The sequence below is a fragment of the Leptospira levettii genome, assembly GCF_002812085.1.
Taxonomy (GTDB): Bacteria; Spirochaetota; Leptospiria; order Leptospirales; family Leptospiraceae; genus Leptospira_A; species Leptospira_A levettii.
In genome coordinates, this window is sequence record NZ_NPDM01000001.1 from 1,564,937 (window position 1) to 1,584,640 (window position 19,704).

General features: G+C 35.3%; 17 protein-coding genes. 11 read left to right on the forward strand and 6 right to left on the reverse strand.

Translation table 11 applies throughout. The features are described 5' to 3' along the window. Window positions 1-16 precede the first annotated feature (16 nt). Together CH354_RS07395 and CH354_RS07400 are read right to left on the reverse strand one after the other, a co-directional pair. Window positions 17-1,852 (reverse strand): alginate export family protein, encoded by a 1,836-nt coding sequence (locus CH354_RS07395; protein ID WP_100725919.1) that lies wholly within the window; start codon window positions 1,850-1,852, stop codon window positions 17-19. A 43-nt stretch (window positions 1,853-1,895) separates the two neighbouring features. Further along, on the reverse strand, window positions 1,896-2,870 hold the full coding sequence (locus CH354_RS07400; protein WP_100725988.1) for a sodium-dependent bicarbonate transport family permease: 975 nt from the start codon (window positions 2,868-2,870) through the stop codon (window positions 1,896-1,898). Window positions 2,871-3,013: 143 nt separating this feature from the next. Between CH354_RS07400 and CH354_RS07405 the strand changes: the two genes are divergently transcribed. The 11 genes from CH354_RS07405 (at window position 3,014) to CH354_RS07455 (ending at window position 16,139) form a co-directional block, all read left to right on the forward strand. After that, entirely contained in the window at window positions 3,014-4,585 is a 1,572-nt protein-coding gene (locus CH354_RS07405; protein WP_100728271.1) for a helix-turn-helix domain-containing protein, read from the forward strand. 14 nt (window positions 4,586-4,599) lie between these two features. Then, the gene (locus CH354_RS07410) at window positions 4,600-6,207 is read left to right on the forward strand and encodes a SulP family inorganic anion transporter (protein WP_100725920.1); all 1,608 of its coding nucleotides are present in this window, start codon (window positions 4,600-4,602) and stop codon (window positions 6,205-6,207) included. Between the two features lie 129 nt (window positions 6,208-6,336). After that, a complete protein-coding gene (locus CH354_RS07415) occupies window positions 6,337-7,179 on the forward strand; it encodes a TPM domain-containing protein (protein ID WP_243395994.1) in 843 nt (280 codons plus the stop codon). An 84-nt stretch (window positions 7,180-7,263) separates the two neighbouring features. After that, window positions 7,264-8,619 (forward strand): TolC family protein, encoded by a 1,356-nt coding sequence (locus CH354_RS07420; protein ID WP_243395995.1) that lies wholly within the window; start codon window positions 7,264-7,266, stop codon window positions 8,617-8,619. After that, on the forward strand, window positions 8,609-9,556 hold the full coding sequence (locus tag CH354_RS07425; protein ID WP_100728272.1) for an efflux RND transporter periplasmic adaptor subunit: 948 nt from the start codon (window positions 8,609-8,611) through the stop codon (window positions 9,554-9,556). Before CH354_RS07420 ends, CH354_RS07425 begins: the two co-directional genes overlap by 11 nt. 3 nt (window positions 9,557-9,559) lie before the next feature. Continuing rightward, window positions 9,560-11,506 (forward strand): ABC transporter permease, encoded by a 1,947-nt coding sequence (locus tag CH354_RS07430; protein ID WP_100725923.1) that lies wholly within the window; start codon window positions 9,560-9,562, stop codon window positions 11,504-11,506. Further along, complete coding sequence (locus CH354_RS07435) at window positions 11,503-12,129, forward strand: TetR/AcrR family transcriptional regulator (protein WP_100725924.1); 627 nt, start codon at window positions 11,503-11,505, stop codon at window positions 12,127-12,129. The genes CH354_RS07430 and CH354_RS07435 overlap by 4 nt, the downstream gene beginning before the upstream one ends. Window positions 12,130-12,205: 76 nt before the next feature. Next, the gene (locus CH354_RS07440; protein WP_100725925.1) at window positions 12,206-14,179 is read left to right on the forward strand and encodes a right-handed parallel beta-helix repeat-containing protein; all 1,974 of its coding nucleotides are present in this window, start codon (window positions 12,206-12,208) and stop codon (window positions 14,177-14,179) included. A 13-nt stretch (window positions 14,180-14,192) separates the two neighbouring features. After that, on the forward strand, window positions 14,193-14,504 hold the full coding sequence (locus tag CH354_RS07445; RefSeq protein ID WP_100725926.1) for a PLDc N-terminal domain-containing protein: 312 nt from the start codon (window positions 14,193-14,195) through the stop codon (window positions 14,502-14,504). Between the two features lie 16 nt (window positions 14,505-14,520). Continuing rightward, window positions 14,521-15,582 (forward strand): multicopper oxidase domain-containing protein, encoded by a 1,062-nt coding sequence (locus CH354_RS07450; RefSeq protein WP_100725927.1) that lies wholly within the window; start codon window positions 14,521-14,523, stop codon window positions 15,580-15,582. Further along, window positions 15,564-16,139: an SCO family protein gene (locus CH354_RS07455; protein WP_100725990.1), complete on the forward strand. Its 576-nt coding sequence runs from the start codon at window positions 15,564-15,566 to the stop codon at window positions 16,137-16,139. The genes CH354_RS07450 and CH354_RS07455 overlap by 19 nt, the downstream gene beginning before the upstream one ends. Here the strand turns inward: CH354_RS07455 and CH354_RS07460 are convergent. From CH354_RS07460 to CH354_RS07475, 4 genes are read right to left on the reverse strand one after another with little or no spacing between them, the layout of a single operon-like run. After that, window positions 16,117-18,030, reverse strand: a complete 1,914-nt coding sequence (locus tag CH354_RS07460; protein WP_100728273.1) for a sensor histidine kinase — start codon at window positions 18,028-18,030, stop codon at window positions 16,117-16,119. The two genes, CH354_RS07455 and CH354_RS07460, sit on opposite strands and share 23 nt — an antisense overlap. Window positions 18,031-18,035: 5 nt before the next feature. After that, complete coding sequence (locus tag CH354_RS07465; RefSeq protein WP_100728041.1) at window positions 18,036-18,689, reverse strand: energy transducer TonB; 654 nt, start codon at window positions 18,687-18,689, stop codon at window positions 18,036-18,038. Then, window positions 18,686-19,087: an ExbD/TolR family protein gene (locus tag CH354_RS07470; protein WP_100728042.1), complete on the reverse strand. Its 402-nt coding sequence runs from the start codon at window positions 19,085-19,087 to the stop codon at window positions 18,686-18,688. The genes CH354_RS07465 and CH354_RS07470 overlap by 4 nt, the downstream gene beginning before the upstream one ends. Window positions 19,088-19,089: 2 nt before the next feature. Next, window positions 19,090-19,704 (reverse strand): MotA/TolQ/ExbB proton channel family protein, encoded by a 615-nt coding sequence (locus CH354_RS07475; protein ID WP_100728043.1) that lies wholly within the window; start codon window positions 19,702-19,704, stop codon window positions 19,090-19,092.

The following is a 19,704-nucleotide window of genomic DNA, read 5'->3' on the forward strand; positions in this document are numbered from 1 at the left end:
AAATCGAACGTTTTTCCTAAAATGCAGCGTTGATTTGGGCATAGGCCATATAGGCTTCTTTTGCCAATTGGTTTCTCCCTTGTAAATAGTTTTGGTTCCATTCAAAGGATTGAGTGGTGCGATTGTATTGGATTTTGCTATTTCTGTAATTTTTAACTGCATCACCAGCTTCCAGATAACCAACACCTAACCAGAGTGAGACAAAATCATTGATTTGTCCGTGCCAAGTCAAATCCACTTCCGTATAAATTCTTTTGCCTAAAGCATAGGGAGAAGTATACGATTGATTGGAGAAATTTTCTGTACTTCCTTTTTCAAACGACACTGGGGTTGGATTTTTTTCACCGATCGTGGAAGAAGAGTTTGGCGCACCACTAATTGCATACCATGCATCTTGTTTTTCTGCTTTATCATTTTGGAAATAGGTAATTTGGAATTCTCCATAACCTTCAGTTGAGTAAGTGACACTCACAGATTTAGAATATAAATTTTGGGCGTTGATATTTTCCGAAATTCCCGCCACATTATTAAAATAGGGAATCACTCCAAATCTTGGATTTGCCAGAGTTTGGAAAGTGGAGACGGAGGCATCCGATCTATTTTTATCACCTGAAGCAAATAAAACTTGTCCACCTAACCTAAGTTTCTTGAAGAATGTGTAACCAGTTTGAAAAACATGCATTTGTCCTGTATATTTTTCTCTTTCGGTTCTGATATTGTCCCATTCATTTGGCAGGTATTCTTTTAGGTAAGGATCTTGGATCCTACGTCCAGAAGTTCCTGATTGGAATGCCGATTCCCATGTGAAGTCCCAAGACTTACCTTCTGGTAAAAAATTACCTTTCGTACGATTCGTAATTCGAAATCCAGTTGTGATCAAATTTTGGTTTTGGCGGCTACGATTTGATGCCAAAGGGTCGTCGGGGGAAGATTCAGGTAATCCTGTAACCACATTCGTATTATTTTTTTTCCATTTTCGAACAATACCTAGACTATAAAAATCGAATGTCACCCAGTCAGGAATCGTATAACTGTTATAAGTTCCTAATAGTGTTGTGTCGGTTCCATTTGCCGCTGAATTGAGTTTTGGATCATTGGCAGAAACAACCCCATTGGTTCCACTTTGAGTCCAATAAGGCCTAGCCATTAAAAAATGGATTTTGGCATTTTCAAATTGGAACATGAGTCTGGCACCATCAAAGGATAATCCATTCACGGTCCAGTTACCACCACCAATCAATCTTTGGTCTCCATAGGCCCAAATTTGCCTTCCCACTTGGAATTTGGATTGGAAAGGTAATTTGTTCAGTAATAGAAATGCCTCTCTAACGCTAGTTTGGTTTACAGAAACTGCATTAGTTTGGTTTCGGGAATATAGGTCTGCGGTATTATTAAAAAAATTGGCTCGAATGTCACCCGTTGATGCAGGTGACTCTCCTCCCCAAACCCTTGCATCTTGTAAAGTCACCTTGGCTTGGACATAAGGGCTTGGATCAAATAAAAAGTACAAAGATGAGGTTTGTAGGGTACGGTCAATATAACCCTTGTCAGATGCATTGAAGTCTAAATTATAACGGCTCTCTTGGCGTGGGCGAAGGTACAATCCAAATCGTAATACATCATTCAACCAAAACTGGGAAGAATTGGCAGAATGTTTGGATAATTTTGGTTCCACAAACATATGTCGATTGAATTCAGGATCCAATCCTTTCTCTTTCATGGGAGAAACATATGGCTTTGGTTCTGATTGGTTTTCGGGAGGTTTTTCTTCTATAGGTTCTGAATTTAGAAAACCACTAGAAAAGACCAAAATGAAACAAAATAGGATAACTCTTTCTTTGGATAGTTGCATTTTGATCTCTCCTAACGAATTGTAAGGTGAATTTATATCTTTCTTATAATCCTTTCAATACATAAAAATAAAGTGGAATGCCGATGATGATATTGATTGGAAAAACAATCGATAAAGCAACAGTTAAGTAAATACTAGGGCTTGCTTCTGGAATTGAATCTTTCATCGCTGCTGGAACTGCAATATAAGAAGCAGATGCACATAATACAACAAACATTAATGCATCACCAATTGGCATCTGGATGATTTTTGTCAAAAAGATCGCAATCACAACATTGATAAACATGATGATGACTGTTGATCCAACCAAGAAAAAACCAACTTTTTTTAACTCGCGCATTTGTTTAGCGGCATCAATCCCTTTGTCCAAAAGGAAAAATGTAAGAAGTCCCTTAAAGATATCTTCTGTAAATGGTTTAGTTGTATTCCATCCAGACTCACCTGAGAGATATCCAACGATAAGAGCTCCAATTAAGATATAAACAGATGAACTAAAAAAGGCTTCATGTAACAATTGTTTCCATTGGATTTTTTCAGTAGGATTTCCGTTTTGTTTCTTTTTACCGAGGCGATCGATAATAACAGCGATGACAATGGCAGGTGATTCCATAAGTGCCATTCCAGCAACGATGAAACCTTGGTATTCAAATCCGTAACTATGTAAGAAGGCTCCTGCTGTTACAAACGTTACTGCGCTGATCGAACCAAAACTTCCAGCAAGTGCTGCAGAATTGGCATGGTCTAACTTCAATCGAAAGATGAAGTAAGAATACACAGGAACAAAACATGCCATAAACATACATGCAATGAGTGTAAGTAAGTGTTCTTCCGCGAAAGGTGATTTAAATAATTCATGCCCACCTTTAAAACCAATGGAGAACAATAAGTATAAAGAAAGAAATTTTGAAACTCCCTCTGTTATGCGGAGATCCGATTTAAAGAATACAACACCCATGCCTAAAAAGAAAAATAGTACGGGTGGGTTTAAAATATTATTCAGAGCATTGTGCAAATCCATTTTTGTCCCTCTTTTTCTCCATGATTTTAGACACCCAATTTGTCCAATATCATAAAACTGGACAAAAAATACTTTCAATTCGAAATTCATCAACCTTGAATTCGCTTTCTTGCTTATGATTTATTTGCACATTGGTGAAATCCATGCGCATTCTCTTTCGGGTTTACTTCTCCTTAGTCATTCTACTAGGAATGGAAGGATGTTTATGGAAACCGGAAGCATTTTACGGAACAAATATCAGTCATGCGGTCGAATTTTTAGCTCCAGTGAAAGGGGAAGTCCCCACCCTCTGTACAAAAAACTCAATCCAAACTTTGAAACAAATGTTTTGGATCCAAAATGAATCTGAAGATTCTCTAAGAAGCAAACGGGTGCTAAATGGACAATGGCTCCATTTCCAATTAAAAAACGAATTGGATAAGGTTTCCGATTTTAGCATTCTCATCCAATGGATCAATATTCCAACGGCTGAAATCTGTTCGGAAAACCAAAAAGGGGAATTTTCAAACACTTACAATGGTTATGTATGGGAAAACTGGCATGGACTCTTGTCACCTTTCCCACATTTTAATGTTTCCTTAAATCCAGGTGAAACTCGGGATTTTTATCTTTTCCTAGTCTCAAATGAGAATCTAAATTTCCCCATCCGAACAGTATCTAATTCGAGTTATCGATTTATTGTACTCTTTCGATTTCTTACCTTTTTGTTTTTTTTGATGGTCGGCATTGTTTCTACTGGTTGGGCAATTTCCGAATTCATCAAATCAAAAGAAAAAATATACCTATTGATTCTGTTTCATTTTTTATTATTTTTCTTTTTAGTTTATTCTGTCCATGGAAAGGAGTTATCTTCTCTCCTAGGGAATGGAAATAATCTTTTCACGCACTCATACTACTTATTGTTATCGATTAATCACTTTGTATTCTTTTTGTATCTTTACAGTTTTGTTAAATTTACAAACGAAAGTTTAAAACATCCAATTTTCTTTTGGTTGTTTGCGATCTCAGGAATTTTATACCTTCTTGTTCCCATTTTCCCAAGAATGTATGATTATAGAATTTTTATCCTACTGACTATCTTTGGGTCCGCTGCTTATTTTTTACGTAGTACCCATCTGATGCTCTTCGCAAACCAAATTGATGAAGAAAAAAGTTATTTTTTAGGTTGGGCTTTCTTTTTGTTTTTAGTGTTTTTAAAAACATTATTCCATTTTGATTTTTATCCTTACCAAGCTTTTTTCATTTATGCTGCAGTGTTTTACTTACCTTTTTTGACAGCTGGTAGTTTCTTATTTTTAAGAAATTATGAAAAACGTGATAAGACAAAAACAAGATTTCGAACTTTCACAAATAAAATTGATACAAAAGAATTTAAAACAAAATTAGAATCATTATTAGAATCAGACAAAATTTTTCTGGATATTGACTGCAGTGAAGAAATGATTGCAGGCCGTCTAGGGTTAACCTATCACCAATTAAGCGAGTTGATTAATATTGAGTATCAATTTAATTTTCCAACACTCTTAAACTTATACAAAATCAAAGAAGCAAAAAGAATTCTAATCGAAAAACCAGAATTAAACGTCGCTACAGTTGGAAAACTGTCGGGTTTTGGTTCGAGATCTGCATTTTATTTAGAATTTAAAAAACAATGTGGGGTGAATCCCAATCAATTCAGAAAGTCTTCGTCTCATCATACAAAAGATAAATCTTAATTAGGAACTCTCGAATGAACAAAGATAAACCAAAAGATTGGTTACCTGGACTAAAAGAAAACTGGCGATCGGACATTGTGTCCGGTTTTGTTGTCTTTCTCATTGCGCTCCCACTTTGTTTAGGAATTTCTCTTGCCTCTGGTGCACCACCTATGGCAGGAATTTTTTCCGGAATTGTAGGTGGTATCTTTGTTTCTTTTATGAGTGGATCTCATCTTACGATCAATGGACCTGCTGCAGGTCTCATTGCTGTTGTATTAAATTCGATTTTTGTCATGGGTGGTGGTGATGCCAAATTGGGATTTGAGATCACTTTGGCAGCAATTGTTCTTGCTGGATTGATTCAGGTACTTTTAGGAATCTTAAAGGCGGGGAATCTCACAATTTATTTCCCGATTTCCGTTGTACATGGAATGATGGCTGCCATCGGAATCATCATCATATCAAAACAGTTTTATGTTGCTCTTGGAATTTCACCTAATGCCAAAACTATTTTAGGACTTCTATTGGAGATTCCATCAAGTTTTGTACATTTGAATCCTGAAGTGGCTATCATTGGTATTTCTGCGATTGTGATCATTGCCATGCTCACAAAAATACAAAATCCTTATTTTAAAAAGTTACCTGCACCACTAGTCGCAGTGTTAGTTGGAATTATTTTGGGTTTTATTTTTGAATTAGCTGATGAACATTCTTATACATTATTAAATCAAACATACCAAATTGGCCCTGAAAAATTAGTGAATTTGCCAAATCACATCTATGAGAGTTTGAGTTTTCCAAATTTTTCCCGTTGGAAAGAAGGAAACTTTTGGGTGATGGTGGTGACTATCGCTTTGATTGCAAGTATTGAATCTTTACTCACAGCAACCGCCGTTGATAATACGGACCCTTACCGAAGAAAATCAAACATGGACCAAGAACTTGTCGCAAAAGGGATAGGAAACTTTTTTTTAGGATGGATTGGTGGTTTACCCATTATCGCTGAAGTGGTAAGATCTTCTGCAAATATTGAAAATGGTGCCAAAACAAGATGGTCCAATTTTTTTCATGGTTTGTTTTTATTATTATTCATACTACTCCTTCCTGGTCTCATTCATAGAATCCCATTAGCATCACTTGCTGGTATATTAATTATGGTCGGGTTAAAACTGGCATCACCTCACGTGTTTAAAGAAACATATAAAAAAGGTTGGGACCAAATAGTCATCTTTTTGGTGACAGTAGTGGTTACAATCGTAGAAGACCTATTAGTTGGTGTTTTATGTGGTATCATTACAGCAATTTTAATCCAAATGTACTTCGGAGTCAAATTACGTTATATTTTCATTGCAGATATAAAAATAGAATCAAACAATAAGATACACACTTTATATGTTAGACATGCTCTTCTGTTTTCCAACATGATTTCCTTAAAACTGTTACTTCGGAAAATATCTTTTGGCGAAAGAATCGATGTAAAATTTGATGAAAATGTAAAGATGATAGGTTTTTCAGCAATCGAATTTTTGCAGAGTTTTAAACGTGATTATGAAGAACGTGGTGGGCAAGTGAATTTGATTGGATTTGAAGAGTTAAAACCAATCTCGGCTTATTATGGTGCCACTCGAATTCATAAGTAGTAAAAAAATTCTTGTAACTTTTTTTTCTTAAACCAATATCCTTTTATGCAAAGGTTATTGGTTTTTTTCCTTTTGGTTCTGCCTATCTTCCTTTTTTCCAAGGATGTCCCACGGTTAAAATCTAGAGTTATGGATGAAACTTGGACACTCCATACTGACTATATTTCTGCTCTTGAAAAACAATTAAGAGACCATGAAAAAAAAACATCCAATCAAATCGTTGTGTTTGTGACTCCATCCTTAGAAGGAGAAAATTTAGAGCAATACTCGCTAAAAGTTGCCGAAACATGGAAACTCGGTCAAAAGGGAAAGGATAATGGGGTGTTACTCTTTGTTGCCATTGAAGACAGAAAACTTAGGATCGAGGTTGGATATGGATTAGAAGGGGTTTTAACAGATGTTTTGTGCCATCATATCATAGAGAATGAAATCAAACCTTACTTCAAAAAAGGAGAATATGATATTGGGATACAAAATGGTGTAAGTGCAATCATGAAATCAATTGAAGGAGAATACACAATACCTGAGAAAGAAGATTTTTCTCATCTTGGACCTCTATCTTTTTTGGGTGAAATAGCACCAGAAGGAGCTGAGATACCAATTGGATTCAAAATTTTCGTTTCGATTTTTGTAGTAACTGTTCTTAGCGTTTTTACTTACTTTGCAGCTAACGCTCCTTATGTAGGTTGGTTCATTTATTTCTTTTTGTTTCCTTTTTGGAGCATATTCCCTACTGCAATTCATGGAGCAAACATCGGAGCCATTGTATTCCTTACTTACGCAATAGGAATTGGACTTTATAAACTTTATCACCTTCTGACACCACATGGAAGAAAACGGATGCGAAATAGTAGTTTTGCAAGTGATTCACAAGGTGGTAGGAGTAGTGGATGGTCAAGTGGAGGAAGTTCTGGTGGGTTTAGTGGAGGAGGAGGGAGTTTTGGTGGTGGTGGAAGTTCCGGCAGTTGGTAATTCAAATTGTAAAAAAATCCATTCCGTTAAAGATTTTTTCATGCTGATGGGAACTTTTTTGATCATAAATGGGTTTAGTATCTAGTGAAGTTTGTTTGGTATATTTTATCTTTTGGCTTGGCATTCAGTTTTGTTATTTCAGCAGAGGTTACAAAACCTATCCAATTAAAAGAACTTTGGCAAAAGGCAGTGCAGTTTAATCCCGATTATCTATCGGTCAAAGCAGATTATGAAAAAGCCTTTTATGAAAATGAAAAGAGTTATGCAGGTTATCTTCCCACTGTAAATGTTTTGGCTTCTGCAAGGCAATCATCAGCTAACTTTAGTGGATCTGGAACAGTGAATGATCCTTTGATCAGTGGTGGAGTGAATAGTAGTAACACACAAACCCAACAAACAAATACAGGTGAATCTAGACCTACTGCAGTAAATCGATATTCTGTAGGACTTAGTACAAACCAAAATCTTTTTTCGGGGTTTCGGGATAAAAGTGGAATTGAAAAAACGGAAGCATTGTTGCAAGCAGCAAAACAAACATTAAATGACTCTAGATTAAAAATATGTTTTGAACTAAAGTCCGCTTACTCACAAACGTTGTATGCAAAAGAACTTTACCAATTATCCTTAAAAATCAAAGAAAGACGCATTAAAAATAGAGACTTGGTTAAACTTCGATACGAAGTTGGTAGGGAACACAAAGGAAGTTTTTTATTGAGTGAGTCATTTGTAAAACAATCTGAATATGAAGTTTCTTTTGCAGAAAGATTATTCCAGACCAATTGGAAAGAAATCGAAAGAATCATTGCGACACCCGTTGAAGTATCCTTGGACGTTCCTCTTATTTCGGAACCGATTGCCGAAATTAAAATTTCAGAGAAAGAGAAGTCTAGTTTACTTGATGCTCATCCATCAATTATGGCGGAACAATCAAAAGTTCGAGCAGCCCAAGCAAATATTGGTATCGCGGAAGCAGGTTTTTATCCAGACCTCAATCTAAGTGCAACAGTGACAAGACAAGATGATGTTTGGTTACCAAAACCTAGGAATTATAGTTTTGGAATCAATTTGACCTATCCCTTGTTTAATGGAGGTAGAGATTATTATAATGTAAAAATTGCAAAATCTGAATATGAAAAATCAATTCACACAAGAGATTCAAAAAAGAATTTACTCACCTTTTCATTAGAACAATCCTATCTAAATTTTATAAATGCTTCAGAGCAACTTTTGGTATTAACCGAATTTTATAAAGCTTCTGATACAAGAGCAACAATCGCACGAGCTCAGTATTCCAATGGACTGATCAGTTTTGAAAATTGGGATATCATTGAGAATGATCTAATCAATCGGGAAAAAAATTTGTTAGTCGGCAAAAGAGATCTTGGTCTTGCGGAAGCAACATATTTACGTAATTTAGGAAAGTGTTTTGATGAAGATTAAACTTTATGTTTCATTTTTTGTTATAATTGTATTTGGGGTATTATATTTCACATTTGGATCAGGTAAATCCAAACAAGAATTCAAAATTGAATCCACAAGTGTGACTCGTGGTGATTTGATTGTTACAGTTAGGGCAACAGGAACTGCAATTCCTAAAAATCGATTAGAAGTCAAACCACCCATTGCAGGAAGGATTGAATCAATACTTGCAGAAGAAGGAGAACATGTAGGAAAAGGAAAAATTCTCGTTTGGATGAGTTCAACTGAAAGGGCTGCACTATTGGACGCAGCAAGAGCAAAGGGCAATGATGAGTTGAAAAAATGGGAAGATTTTTATAAACCAACTCCAGTTATTTCACCTTTACGTGGTTTGGTGATCGCATCTAATATAAGTACTGGGCAAACTGTCACTCAACAAGATATTTTATTTGTACTTTCAGACAACTTGATGGTACAAGCAAAAGTAGACGAAACCGATTTATCAAAAATAAAGATCGGGCAAATTGCCAATATTGTTGTGGATTCTTTTTCCAATGAGCCTATTCGTGCTAAGGTAAAACACATTGGTTACGAAGCAGTGATAGAAAATAATGTAACAATGTACAATGTTGATTTGGAATTATTTTCGATACCAGAATTTCTGCGAAGTGGTATGTCGATTACTGTCGATTTTATCATATCCGAAGAAAAGGATGTTTTATTGATACCAAATGATTTTGTTAAAAGAAATAATAAGAAAGGGATTATTTTACTCAAAACAGATGGTTCACTACAAGAATCGAATGTAGCCATTGGACATTCTGACGATCAAAACACTTCCATATTGTCGGGACTAGTGGAAGGAGACTTGGTTTATCGAAAGAAAAAAATAAAAGAGACTAAAAAATCGAATGCAAATGGTGGTCCTTTCTCATCTCCCAAAGTCCCAAAGAGATAATATTTGTTAGCAATAGAAATTAAAAATTTATCTAAATCATACAAAATCGGGAATTCCCAATTTTCAGTATTGAATCGTATCAATTTAGAGATCAAACAAGGTGAGTTTGTAGCGATTATGGGTCCGTCAGGATCTGGAAAATCGACATTATTGCAAGTAATGGGATTACTTGATCATGCGGACAGTGGTTCGTACCGTTTGTTTGGGAAAAATGTTGAAAAAGAATCTTCCAATGTTCTTTCCGATATCCGTGGAAGTTTGATTGGTTTTGTTTTCCAACAATTTCACCTCTTATCAAAATCAAATGCACTTCAAAATGTTTGTTTGCCTTCTCTATATACAGAAATTCCAAATCCAGTGTTAGTCGGAGAAAAACAGCTAACAAAAGTTGGATTACAAAATAGAGTTTTTCATACACCTAACGAGTTGTCTGGTGGGCAACAACAAAGGGTTGCCATTGCCAGAGCATTGATCAATGATCCACCAATTATTTTTGCAGATGAACCAACAGGTAATTTGGATTCTAAAAGCAAAATTGAGATTATGATGGAACTCGTACGGCTTCATGAAGAGGGAAAAACAATCGTAATGGTCACACATGAACCTGAGATGGCAGATTATTGTGATCGTATTATTCATGTGAGTGATGGGGAAATTATAAACGAAGAGATAAAAAGAAAAGCAAAAATGATTCCGGAATCAAACCAGAATTTTATGAGAAGGAAAACTGGTTGGAGTTTGATTAGCGGTTTATTGAAACAGTCTTTATTTTCACTTACATCAAATCGGCTTCGGACATTTTTATCAGCATTAGGAATTTTATTTGGAGTTGTTTGCGTCATTTCGGTTATGGCTCTGGGTGAAGGAGCTAAAAAGTCTGTTGAAGAACAATTTTCTTCGTTAGGTGCAAATTTAGTGATTGTAAGAACAGGTGGGATGAGAAGTGGAGGAGTTTCTCTCGAAGCAGGGACTGTGAATCGTTTGGATGTAAACGACGTTACAGCTGTATCTAGAAAATTTCCTGAAGTGAAACAAATTTCTGCCGTGGTAAATGGAAGAGCCCAACTTGTTTTTGGAAATCGAAATTGGAATAGTTTTGTAACTGGTGCCAGTGCAAACTATGAGTCACTTAGAAACCTGGAACCAACAGAAGGAAGATTTTTCACAGAGGAAGAAGATAACAAACGGGCACTCGTATGTTTGGTAGGGAACACAGTTGTCAGGGAATTATACGAAGGAAAAAATCCGGTTGGAACTTACATAAAAATCAATCGAGTATCATTTCGAGTCATTGGTCAATTACCTGAAAAAGGTTCAACTGGGTTTCGTGACCAAGATGACGTTGTTTTGGTTCCACTTAACACAGCCATGCGACGGTTGTTAAACAAGGATGCAGTTGACAATCTGGAAATGGAATTGGATCAAAATGAATCTTCGGAAAATTTTATATCTCAGATTAAAAGTTTTTTACATGAAAGACATGGTACGAACGAATCTATGGGAAATATTTACCAGGTAATGAGTATGGCTGATATCCAATCAGCGGTTTCCGAAACCAATCAAACGATGTCTGCTTTACTGATTGCTCTTGCTACAGTCTCATTACTAGTCGGAGGAATCGGTATCATGAATATTATGTTAGTTTCTGTAAAAGAAAGGACAAAGGAAATTGGTTTAAGAAAAGCATTAGGCGCGAGAGAATCTGATATTCGCATTCAATTTTTAATTGAATCAACTTTGACAAGTCTTACGGGAGGATTTGTCGGTTTAGTTTTTGGGATATTCACAGTGTATTTTTTACAGGAATCTTTTGGTTGGACAATTGTTTTATCCTTTCCTTCTATTGGTTTTGCCTTTTTATTCTCAATAACGATAGGAATTATATTCGGGTGGTGGCCATCGGAATATGCTGCTAAGCTGAGTCCTATTGTTGCATTAAGATCTGAATGAATACAGTCATCAATCCTCGAAAAATTCCTCAACAAAAACGTTCCAAAGAACGATATCAGAAAATTGTTGATACAGCTATACATCTATTAGGTGAAGTTGGTTATGATGATTTAACTACGGATTTGATTGCAGAAAAAAGTGGTATATCCGTTGGATCGATTTATCAGTTTTTTCCAAACAAAGAATCAATTATATATTCACATGCTGAGAATTCGTATTTAATTATGCATGATTTATTCTTTGAAAAGGTTACCAAAGAATTAAAGAAGACTAAAAAGTTCACTCCTGAATTTGTCGATTTTACATTATTTGCATTTGAACAAACATTAAATGAAGTGAAAGGTTATCGATTGATCCATTCGATTTTATATACGAATGAAGCCTTATTGCATTTAGATATTGAAAGTAACGAGAGATTTGCAAAAACGTTAGCTGAAAAAGTGATTTTGGTAATGTTTCCAAAAGTGAACAAAAAACGTGCATTTTATATATCACTCATGATTGTTGAGTCTGTTGATTCTGTTATCAAAATTGTGCATCGAACCAAAAAACCATCTGAGAAAAAACAAGTTTTGGCAGAACTAAAGACCTTACTTTTGGTATATTTTTCTACTTTTCAATGATTTAACATTGACAAAGTTTTAACACAATTCTAAAATTCTCCAAATGTGAGGACTTCCTCATGTTTCGGGAATAACTATGGAAAAAACCAAAAAGATATTGATAGGGATCTTAATGGCAATGTTCTTAACCTTCGGGTTGAATTTTTGCAATTCGGAAGATCCGGCAAACTCGGCTTTTGTTCATGTGACGATGATGGACAATGCCTTTCATCCTCCAGTGATTCGCACCTTCAAAGGTGGGAAAATTCGTTTTGTGAACGAAGGAAATAATCCTCACAACGCTATCTCCATTAATAAAGATTGGTCTACAGAAACCAGTTTTGGCAACTTAGCAATGTTTCGTGGGGCACATACAGATGTGTTTTTTCCAGAGGAGGGTGTGTTCCCATATTTTTGTTCCTTCCATGCATCTCCTGATGGCAAAATTGGAATGACGGGTGTAGCTGTTATTGGTAACGCAACTTACAATCCACAGGCGAATACCTCAAAATCAAAGATATCAAAAACTTGGACGGGTGTGACAAGAAAGGTACCTTCTCAATACAAAACAATTCAAAACGCTGTTGATGCTGCATCTCCTGGAGATTTAGTTTTAGTCGCTAATGGAATTTATAAAGAAGAAGTCACTGTAACGACACCATCCATCACAATTCGAGGAGAAGATAGAAACTTAACCATTATCGATGGTGAATTCCTTCGAGGTAATGGTATTATGGTTGTCGGTGCCGATGGTGTTGCAGTTGAAAATATCACAACAAGAAACGCTACACTCAATGGAGTGTATTGGACTGGTGTAAAAGGATATAGAGGATCTTATATTACTGCATACAATAATGGTGATTATGGTGTATATGCATTTGATTCTGTTGATGGGCTCATTGAACATTCTTTTGCATCTGGTTCTCCTGACTCGGGTTTTTATATTGGACAGTGTAATCCATGTAATGCGATCATAAACGATGTAATTTCTGAAAATAATGCCTTAGGATATTCAGGAACAAATTCAAGTGGAAATATCTATCTTTTATCTTCCATTTGGCGAAAAAACCAATTAGGAATCGGGCCGAATACATTAGATCGTGAATTATTACCTCCACAAAAACAAATGGTTGTGAAGAAAAATATTGTTTATGATAACAATAATAAAAATGCACCATCTAAAAAATTGGAGTATCCTTCCATAGGGAATGGTATCGCCCTTCTTGGTGCATTAGAGAATGTGGTCGAAGGAAATTTAGTGTTTAATCATAACAATTATGGAATCCTTGTTACGATGAACATTGATGAAAACATTTGGATTTCTAATAATAATATCGTTAGAAATAATCAAGTTTACCATTCGGGTCGCGGAGACATTGCTCTTAGTGGTCCTGTAAATGTTGGGAATTGTTTTGAAGGAAATTCTTATGGAGTATCAAGTCCTCCATTATTGGAATCCTTACAATCATGTACAGGAATTCGGTACCCACATATAGGTGATATGTCTTCTAGTATTGGGCTTCTTGCTTTATTTGTACAAGCAAACTTAAAAGAGTTTGTATTGGGTTCCTATAAAAACCAACCGATTCCACCTGTACAATCCAATATGCCAAAAGATTTATTGGCAAAGGTTGTGCCAGCTCATGATGTTTTTGAAACGAATAAGGGACTCATTGAAACAGCAGAGTTACCAAAGATTGATCAAAAAGATTTTGAAGCACAGACTAACAAAATGTATACCTCTGGTTGGAGAGTCCATTTTCCTGGAACTCTTAAAACATGGTATTTTCACATCATGGGATACCTATTACCGTTTGCCATTTTTGCAGCGTGGACTGGTCTTGCTATGTTAGACAGATTTTCGATTGTTGGTGCTAAAGTAGATAAATACTTTTGGTTGATACTACTTTTACCTTTTATAGGATCACTGGTCTATTTATTCTCCAAAGATTCAAAAATTTCTCCGGTAGTCAGAAATACTGTCGTATTCGGTGGAATTCTATTGTTTTTAACTATACTGGCTTACGCTGGTTATGCGATGACTGCGGTGACAGAACCGTCTATAACTTAATAGGAGTTTTTTTATGGAAACAAATTTTGCAAATCCAAGTTTTTGGACTTATTTTATCGGATCGTATGCTTATTATTTGCCTTTTGTGTTAACAATGGTTTGGGCTCCACTTGCTTTGTTTGGTTTATCGAAGCAGAAGGATATGACTACAGCCAAACAAGTGATTTGGTCTCTTGTGATTTTGGTTGTTCCAGTGATTGGCCCTGCTATATATTTACTCTTCATAGATACTGAGTATGAGAAAAAATTCAAACAAATTGCTGTAGGTGGTGGTTTAGCAGTATTTCTTCTTGTTTGGGTATTAAGTTTAATCTCTCACATTTAAAGTTGGATTGAAAACTATGGATCGGAAAAGTTTTTTAACTACAATTGGATTTGGTGTAATGGGTTTTGTGGGATCAATTTTTGGTTCCATAGGCTTTAACTCTAAAAAATCCAATGAGTTATGTGCGCCTTCTGATCCATCTTCTTCTACAAATTTTGGGATCGTAACTACCCCAAGTGTCAGTGATAATTATCAGAATTCTATTGGTGCTGCAGGTAGTTTACGTGGTACAAATACTTATGGGAGTATGGCACACCCTCCTTTTTTTATCAAAGAAGATTATACTGAGCGTTTTTACTTCCCACCTAACTTTAGTAATAGTAAAAATAGAACGAAGGATTTTAACCTAAATCTTTTTCCATTGAGTGTTAATATTGCTCATAATGTTAATTACCAAGCATGGACATTCGATGGAATTGTACCAGGTCCGATTTTACGTGCTAATTTAGGGGATAAACTACGTATCCATGTAAAAAATTCAAGTCCTGACCCACACTCACTTCACTTTCATGGAACTCATGATCCAATGGAAGATGGTTGGGAACCAATTCCTGCTTTTGGAGAAAGAACTTATACCATTGAGGCAGGTCCAGTAGGATTACATCCATACCATTGCCATGTGCCACCTCTCATGGTACATACCGCCAAAGGATTGTATGGTGCTTTATTGGTAGATCCACCTATCAAACGAAAACCAGCTCATGAATTTGTACTAACGTTTTCTGGATGGGATACCAAGGGCCAAGGAAAGAATGATTTTTATACTTGGAATGGAATTGCTGGGATTTATGATCGATATCCTATGAAAGTTCCTGTTGGGGAGCGAGTTCGGTTTTATATACAGAATATGATGGAAAGAGAACCTGTCATGACTTTCCATCTGCATGCACAAACATTTGATATCATCAGAAGTTTAGGTTCCATAGTTCCTGATGGTCATTCTGATGTAGTAACAATAGGACAAACAGAACGAGTTGTGATCGAATTTGTGCTTAAAAAGAAAGGTCGTTATATGTTTCATCCTCATCAAACTCATATGGCTGAAAATGGAGGAATGGGTTGGATCGTAGCCGTTTAGTTATGATTAGACTAATCTTTTTTATTTTTATTTTTTTCGTTAGTTTTGCCTGCCAAGCTAAAAATGAACTAAATCAGGAAGTATGGAATCGATTAGGATTTGTTCTTCCAAATGGCCTCAGTTTAAACCCAAAATTTTGGTCAGAAAAGAAATCGGTATTATATTTCGGATTTTCACATTGTCCAGATATGTGCCCACTAACTTTAACAAATTTTGGTAGGACCTCACTGATATTAGGTGAACGTGCTAAAGACTTTCAATTTGTATTTATTACTTTGGATCCTGAAAGAGACTCTCCGGCAACTTTAGAAAAGTATGTTAAAAACTTTCCCAGTAAAAATTTAACTGCACTCTCTCCAAACGTTGAAAGTTTAGAGACCTTGACCAAAATATTTGGAATTGTGAAAGAAAAGGTAGGAGATGGAAATTCTTATAGAATCGATCATTCCAATTTTATTTATGTATTGGATCAGAATCAGAAAACCATCAAAACATTTCCAGGTGGGGTTTCTGCAAATGCACTTGCAACAGAACTTAGGAAGATATCTGAACTTTAGATGTTAATATGATTTCGATTTCCGTTCTTGTTCCTTCTGGATAATTTTTAGTGATTTCAAAACTAAAGTCAGTGTAAAGATTTTTGAGTCTTTCTTTGATATTTCCCAAAGAACGACTCATTAATTTTTGTTTGTCCGATAATAATTCATCTGAAATTCCGTTTCCATTATCATAAACGACAAAACAAAATACTGAATCTTTGATCATCTTTGCATGAATGAATAATTGAAATTGTACATCTGAGGAACTTCTGAATCCATGTTTAAATGAATTTTCGATGATAGGTTGTAACAGTAAAGGAGGTAAAATAACTGAAGAAAAATCGCCAGACTTTTTAAAGTCTATTTGAATTGTATCATAAAATCTAAGCTTTTGTAAATGTAAGTAGTCTTCTAAAAAATTCCATTCCTCTTCGAATGGAATCCAATCTCTGTCTGTTCTATCAGATATAAAACGGTAATTATTGGCAAGACTCATAATTGCATCACCAATAAGTTCCGGTTTAATTTTGTGTAGTGCATGAATTGTATTCAGAGAATTAAACAAATAATGAGGATTCATTTTTGTTTGTAATGTTTTTAACTGACTTTCTTTTAGGGTTTTTTCAGCCTTTAATAAATCTTCTTTATAGAGTAAGGCTTTTTGCCTGTCATTAAACAAAGTTCTTTCCAAAGCAAATCCTTGTGAAATCACTCCAAACAACACACCCCAAAAAACGATTCCTGATGGTGAAGTGTCATTATATTTAATTGCTAAAAATATTTCTAAAATCACTAAGAATAAAGTGATACTAAAACCAATGAAGTGACCTAATGCTTCCTTACTTCCTTTTTTCCAAGCTTCATAAGTGATAAAAATTGGACCCATGATATTGATCAAATTGAATAGGATAAAAAAACTTCGAGTGCTGATCAGAAATGAATGAGATATATCGGAAAACGGAAGAGAAAATACTAGTATAGTTGTTATTGAACATATAAAAACATCGATGTAGATTAAATAATCTAATACTTTAAAAGATCCACTTCCGAACAATCTTCTGACTCCAGATAACATTGGAATAAATACAAAGTTGGAAGAAATAATAGATAAAACGTATAATGTTTGGGTATTGGTAAATAGATAACGTATAAATTCGTTTGAAGTTAGTCCTAAAATTCCAAAACATAAGGAAAAGGAAGAGAAATCTAGGAGTATGTTGTATTGTTTTTTGTATTCAATAAAATAGACTAACGCACATATAATGCCTATCATCATAAAAAACGAATGAAAAAAAATGGTAGTTAAATTTTTTAAAGCAATCTCACGGTAAAGAGCAGTTTGTTTTCCGATTAAATTGTCAATAATTGTAATGGAAAATAAAATTCCCTTTTTATGGTATAGTCGTAAATAATAATACTCAGATTTATCCTTTGGGATTTTTACCCAAGAAAACTTTGATTGGAAAATATTTGGTAAGTATTTTGTATCCTCAAATTCTCCATATTTAAAAATAGAATCACCAAATTCGTTAAATATTTCAATATTTAATCCTGCATGTTCCAGTAGGAAGTGAAGTTCTTCATTTTCAATCGTTGAAAATGCTTTGGATCTTAGCCAAATGTACTCTGAATCTGTAATTCGTTTGAATTCCTCATCATTGATCCAACCAGATGTGGACAACCAATACACTTTATGCATTTTTTGAAAGTCGATTTGGCCAGAATCATCTGCAGGAATATCACCTACAAAATAATCAGCATTTTCAGATAAGTAGTATTCGGAGATTGAATTGTCTTTTGGTTTTAAAAGAGAATAAACATAGGAAGTAATCGAAACAGAAGTAATTAAAAACAATAAGCAAATTGATAGATATGGTTTTTCTAAAAATTTGCCTATTGTACTTCCCATTTAGGTTAGTCTTCGAGAGAGAAAGTGATTGGCAAACGATGGGCCATTTTTTTGGGTTGGCCTTGCACATAACCGGGGCTAAACCGAACTCGCTTAATCAGTTTTAAAGCAGCTTCATCAAAACCGTACCCAGCTCTTCCAGAAACAATTTTTGCAGATTGTAAACTTCCGTCTTCATTGACTTGGACAAGTAATACGACTTGTTTTTCCATTATGTTCGCTGCTTTCGCTTGCGGTGGAAAATATTCCTTTAAATCAAAGTCGATGATAGCTGTCGGCATTTTATCTCCGTTAAACGAAAACAAATAACCATCCTTGTCGGTTCCGTTACCAGATAATTGATTTGGATTGATATCCGAATTATCGGGTTCGTCAGCTTTATCTTTGTTACTACCTTCAACCCATTCTTGTTTTTCAATAGGAGCTGGTGAAGATGTACCTCCGATTAACTCTGGGGGAATTTCTTCAAAATTTACATCCACATCCTCAAAAGCAGAATCTTCTACAACTTCATCCCCTCTGAGTTGGCTGATTCGGTAACCTGCATACGTTGCTGTATGTATGAATAAACTTCCTGCCAAACAGATATGAAATACACGTTCTTTATTTTGTTTGATAGAAGATTTGAACTTTACTAAGAGTTCAACAAACCGATTCATTTTTTTACACTGAGGGCGATTTTTGTCACTCCGGCTTTTCGGATGATTCCCATCAGCTCCGTAATTTTTCCATAAGGCAAACTTTCATCAGCAGATAATGTCAAACGCATGTTAGGTCTGATTTTGGCTTCTCTTTCCAAGTTTCGAACAAGACCTGTTATATCAGTGTCCTTTCCTTCTAAAAGAATGGCACCTGTTTTGGTTATTGCTACTTGAACTGATTCCGCTACGTTTGGATCAGCAGCTTGTACTTTTGGTAAATTTATATTTAAACTTTCTTTTTTTAAGAAGTTTGCTGTTACCATAAAAATTACGAGAAGTACTAAAATCACGTCCACCATGGGAGTGATGTTGATACTTCCGATTTCTTCGTCTTGTGGTCCTGATGCTCCAGCCATAATTATACCTTTGTCTTATTCATTTGATAAGAGAGTAGTTCTTTTTTCAAAATTTCAAGGTTTTGCAAAATCACCTTTGCTTTTCTGGAAAAGTAATTGTTTGCCATTACCACAGGAATTGCCACTGCAAGACCAGCAGCGGTTGCAAGGAGTGCTGTAGAAATCGAACGCATCACAACTTCTGCACCAGAACTACCTAGTGTTCCCAAACCATAAAACGCTTTGATGACACCAAGCACTGTTCCTAAAAGTCCGATAAAAGGCGCGTTATTTCCTAATGTGTTTAGAATTGGTAAACGTTTTTCTAACTCCAATTTCTCGGATAAAATTTGACCTTCTAAACTTTCATCCAGACCTTTGCGTCCGAGTTTCAATTGTTTTAATGCGAATTGGATGAATCGGTTGTAAATTGATTCTTCACCTGCATCCGTTTTCCAATGAATTTCAGGTTCTTCTTGGAGTGAGTTTCTAACTTCTGATAAGTAAGCTTCATTTTTTTTGCCCAAAGTTTTTTTATAGTAAATAAGTCTTTCGGCAAACACAGCAAGTGCGATAACACTTGCTACTCCCATAGCAACAAAAACTAATTCTTCACCTAATTCTACATATTCCTGCAT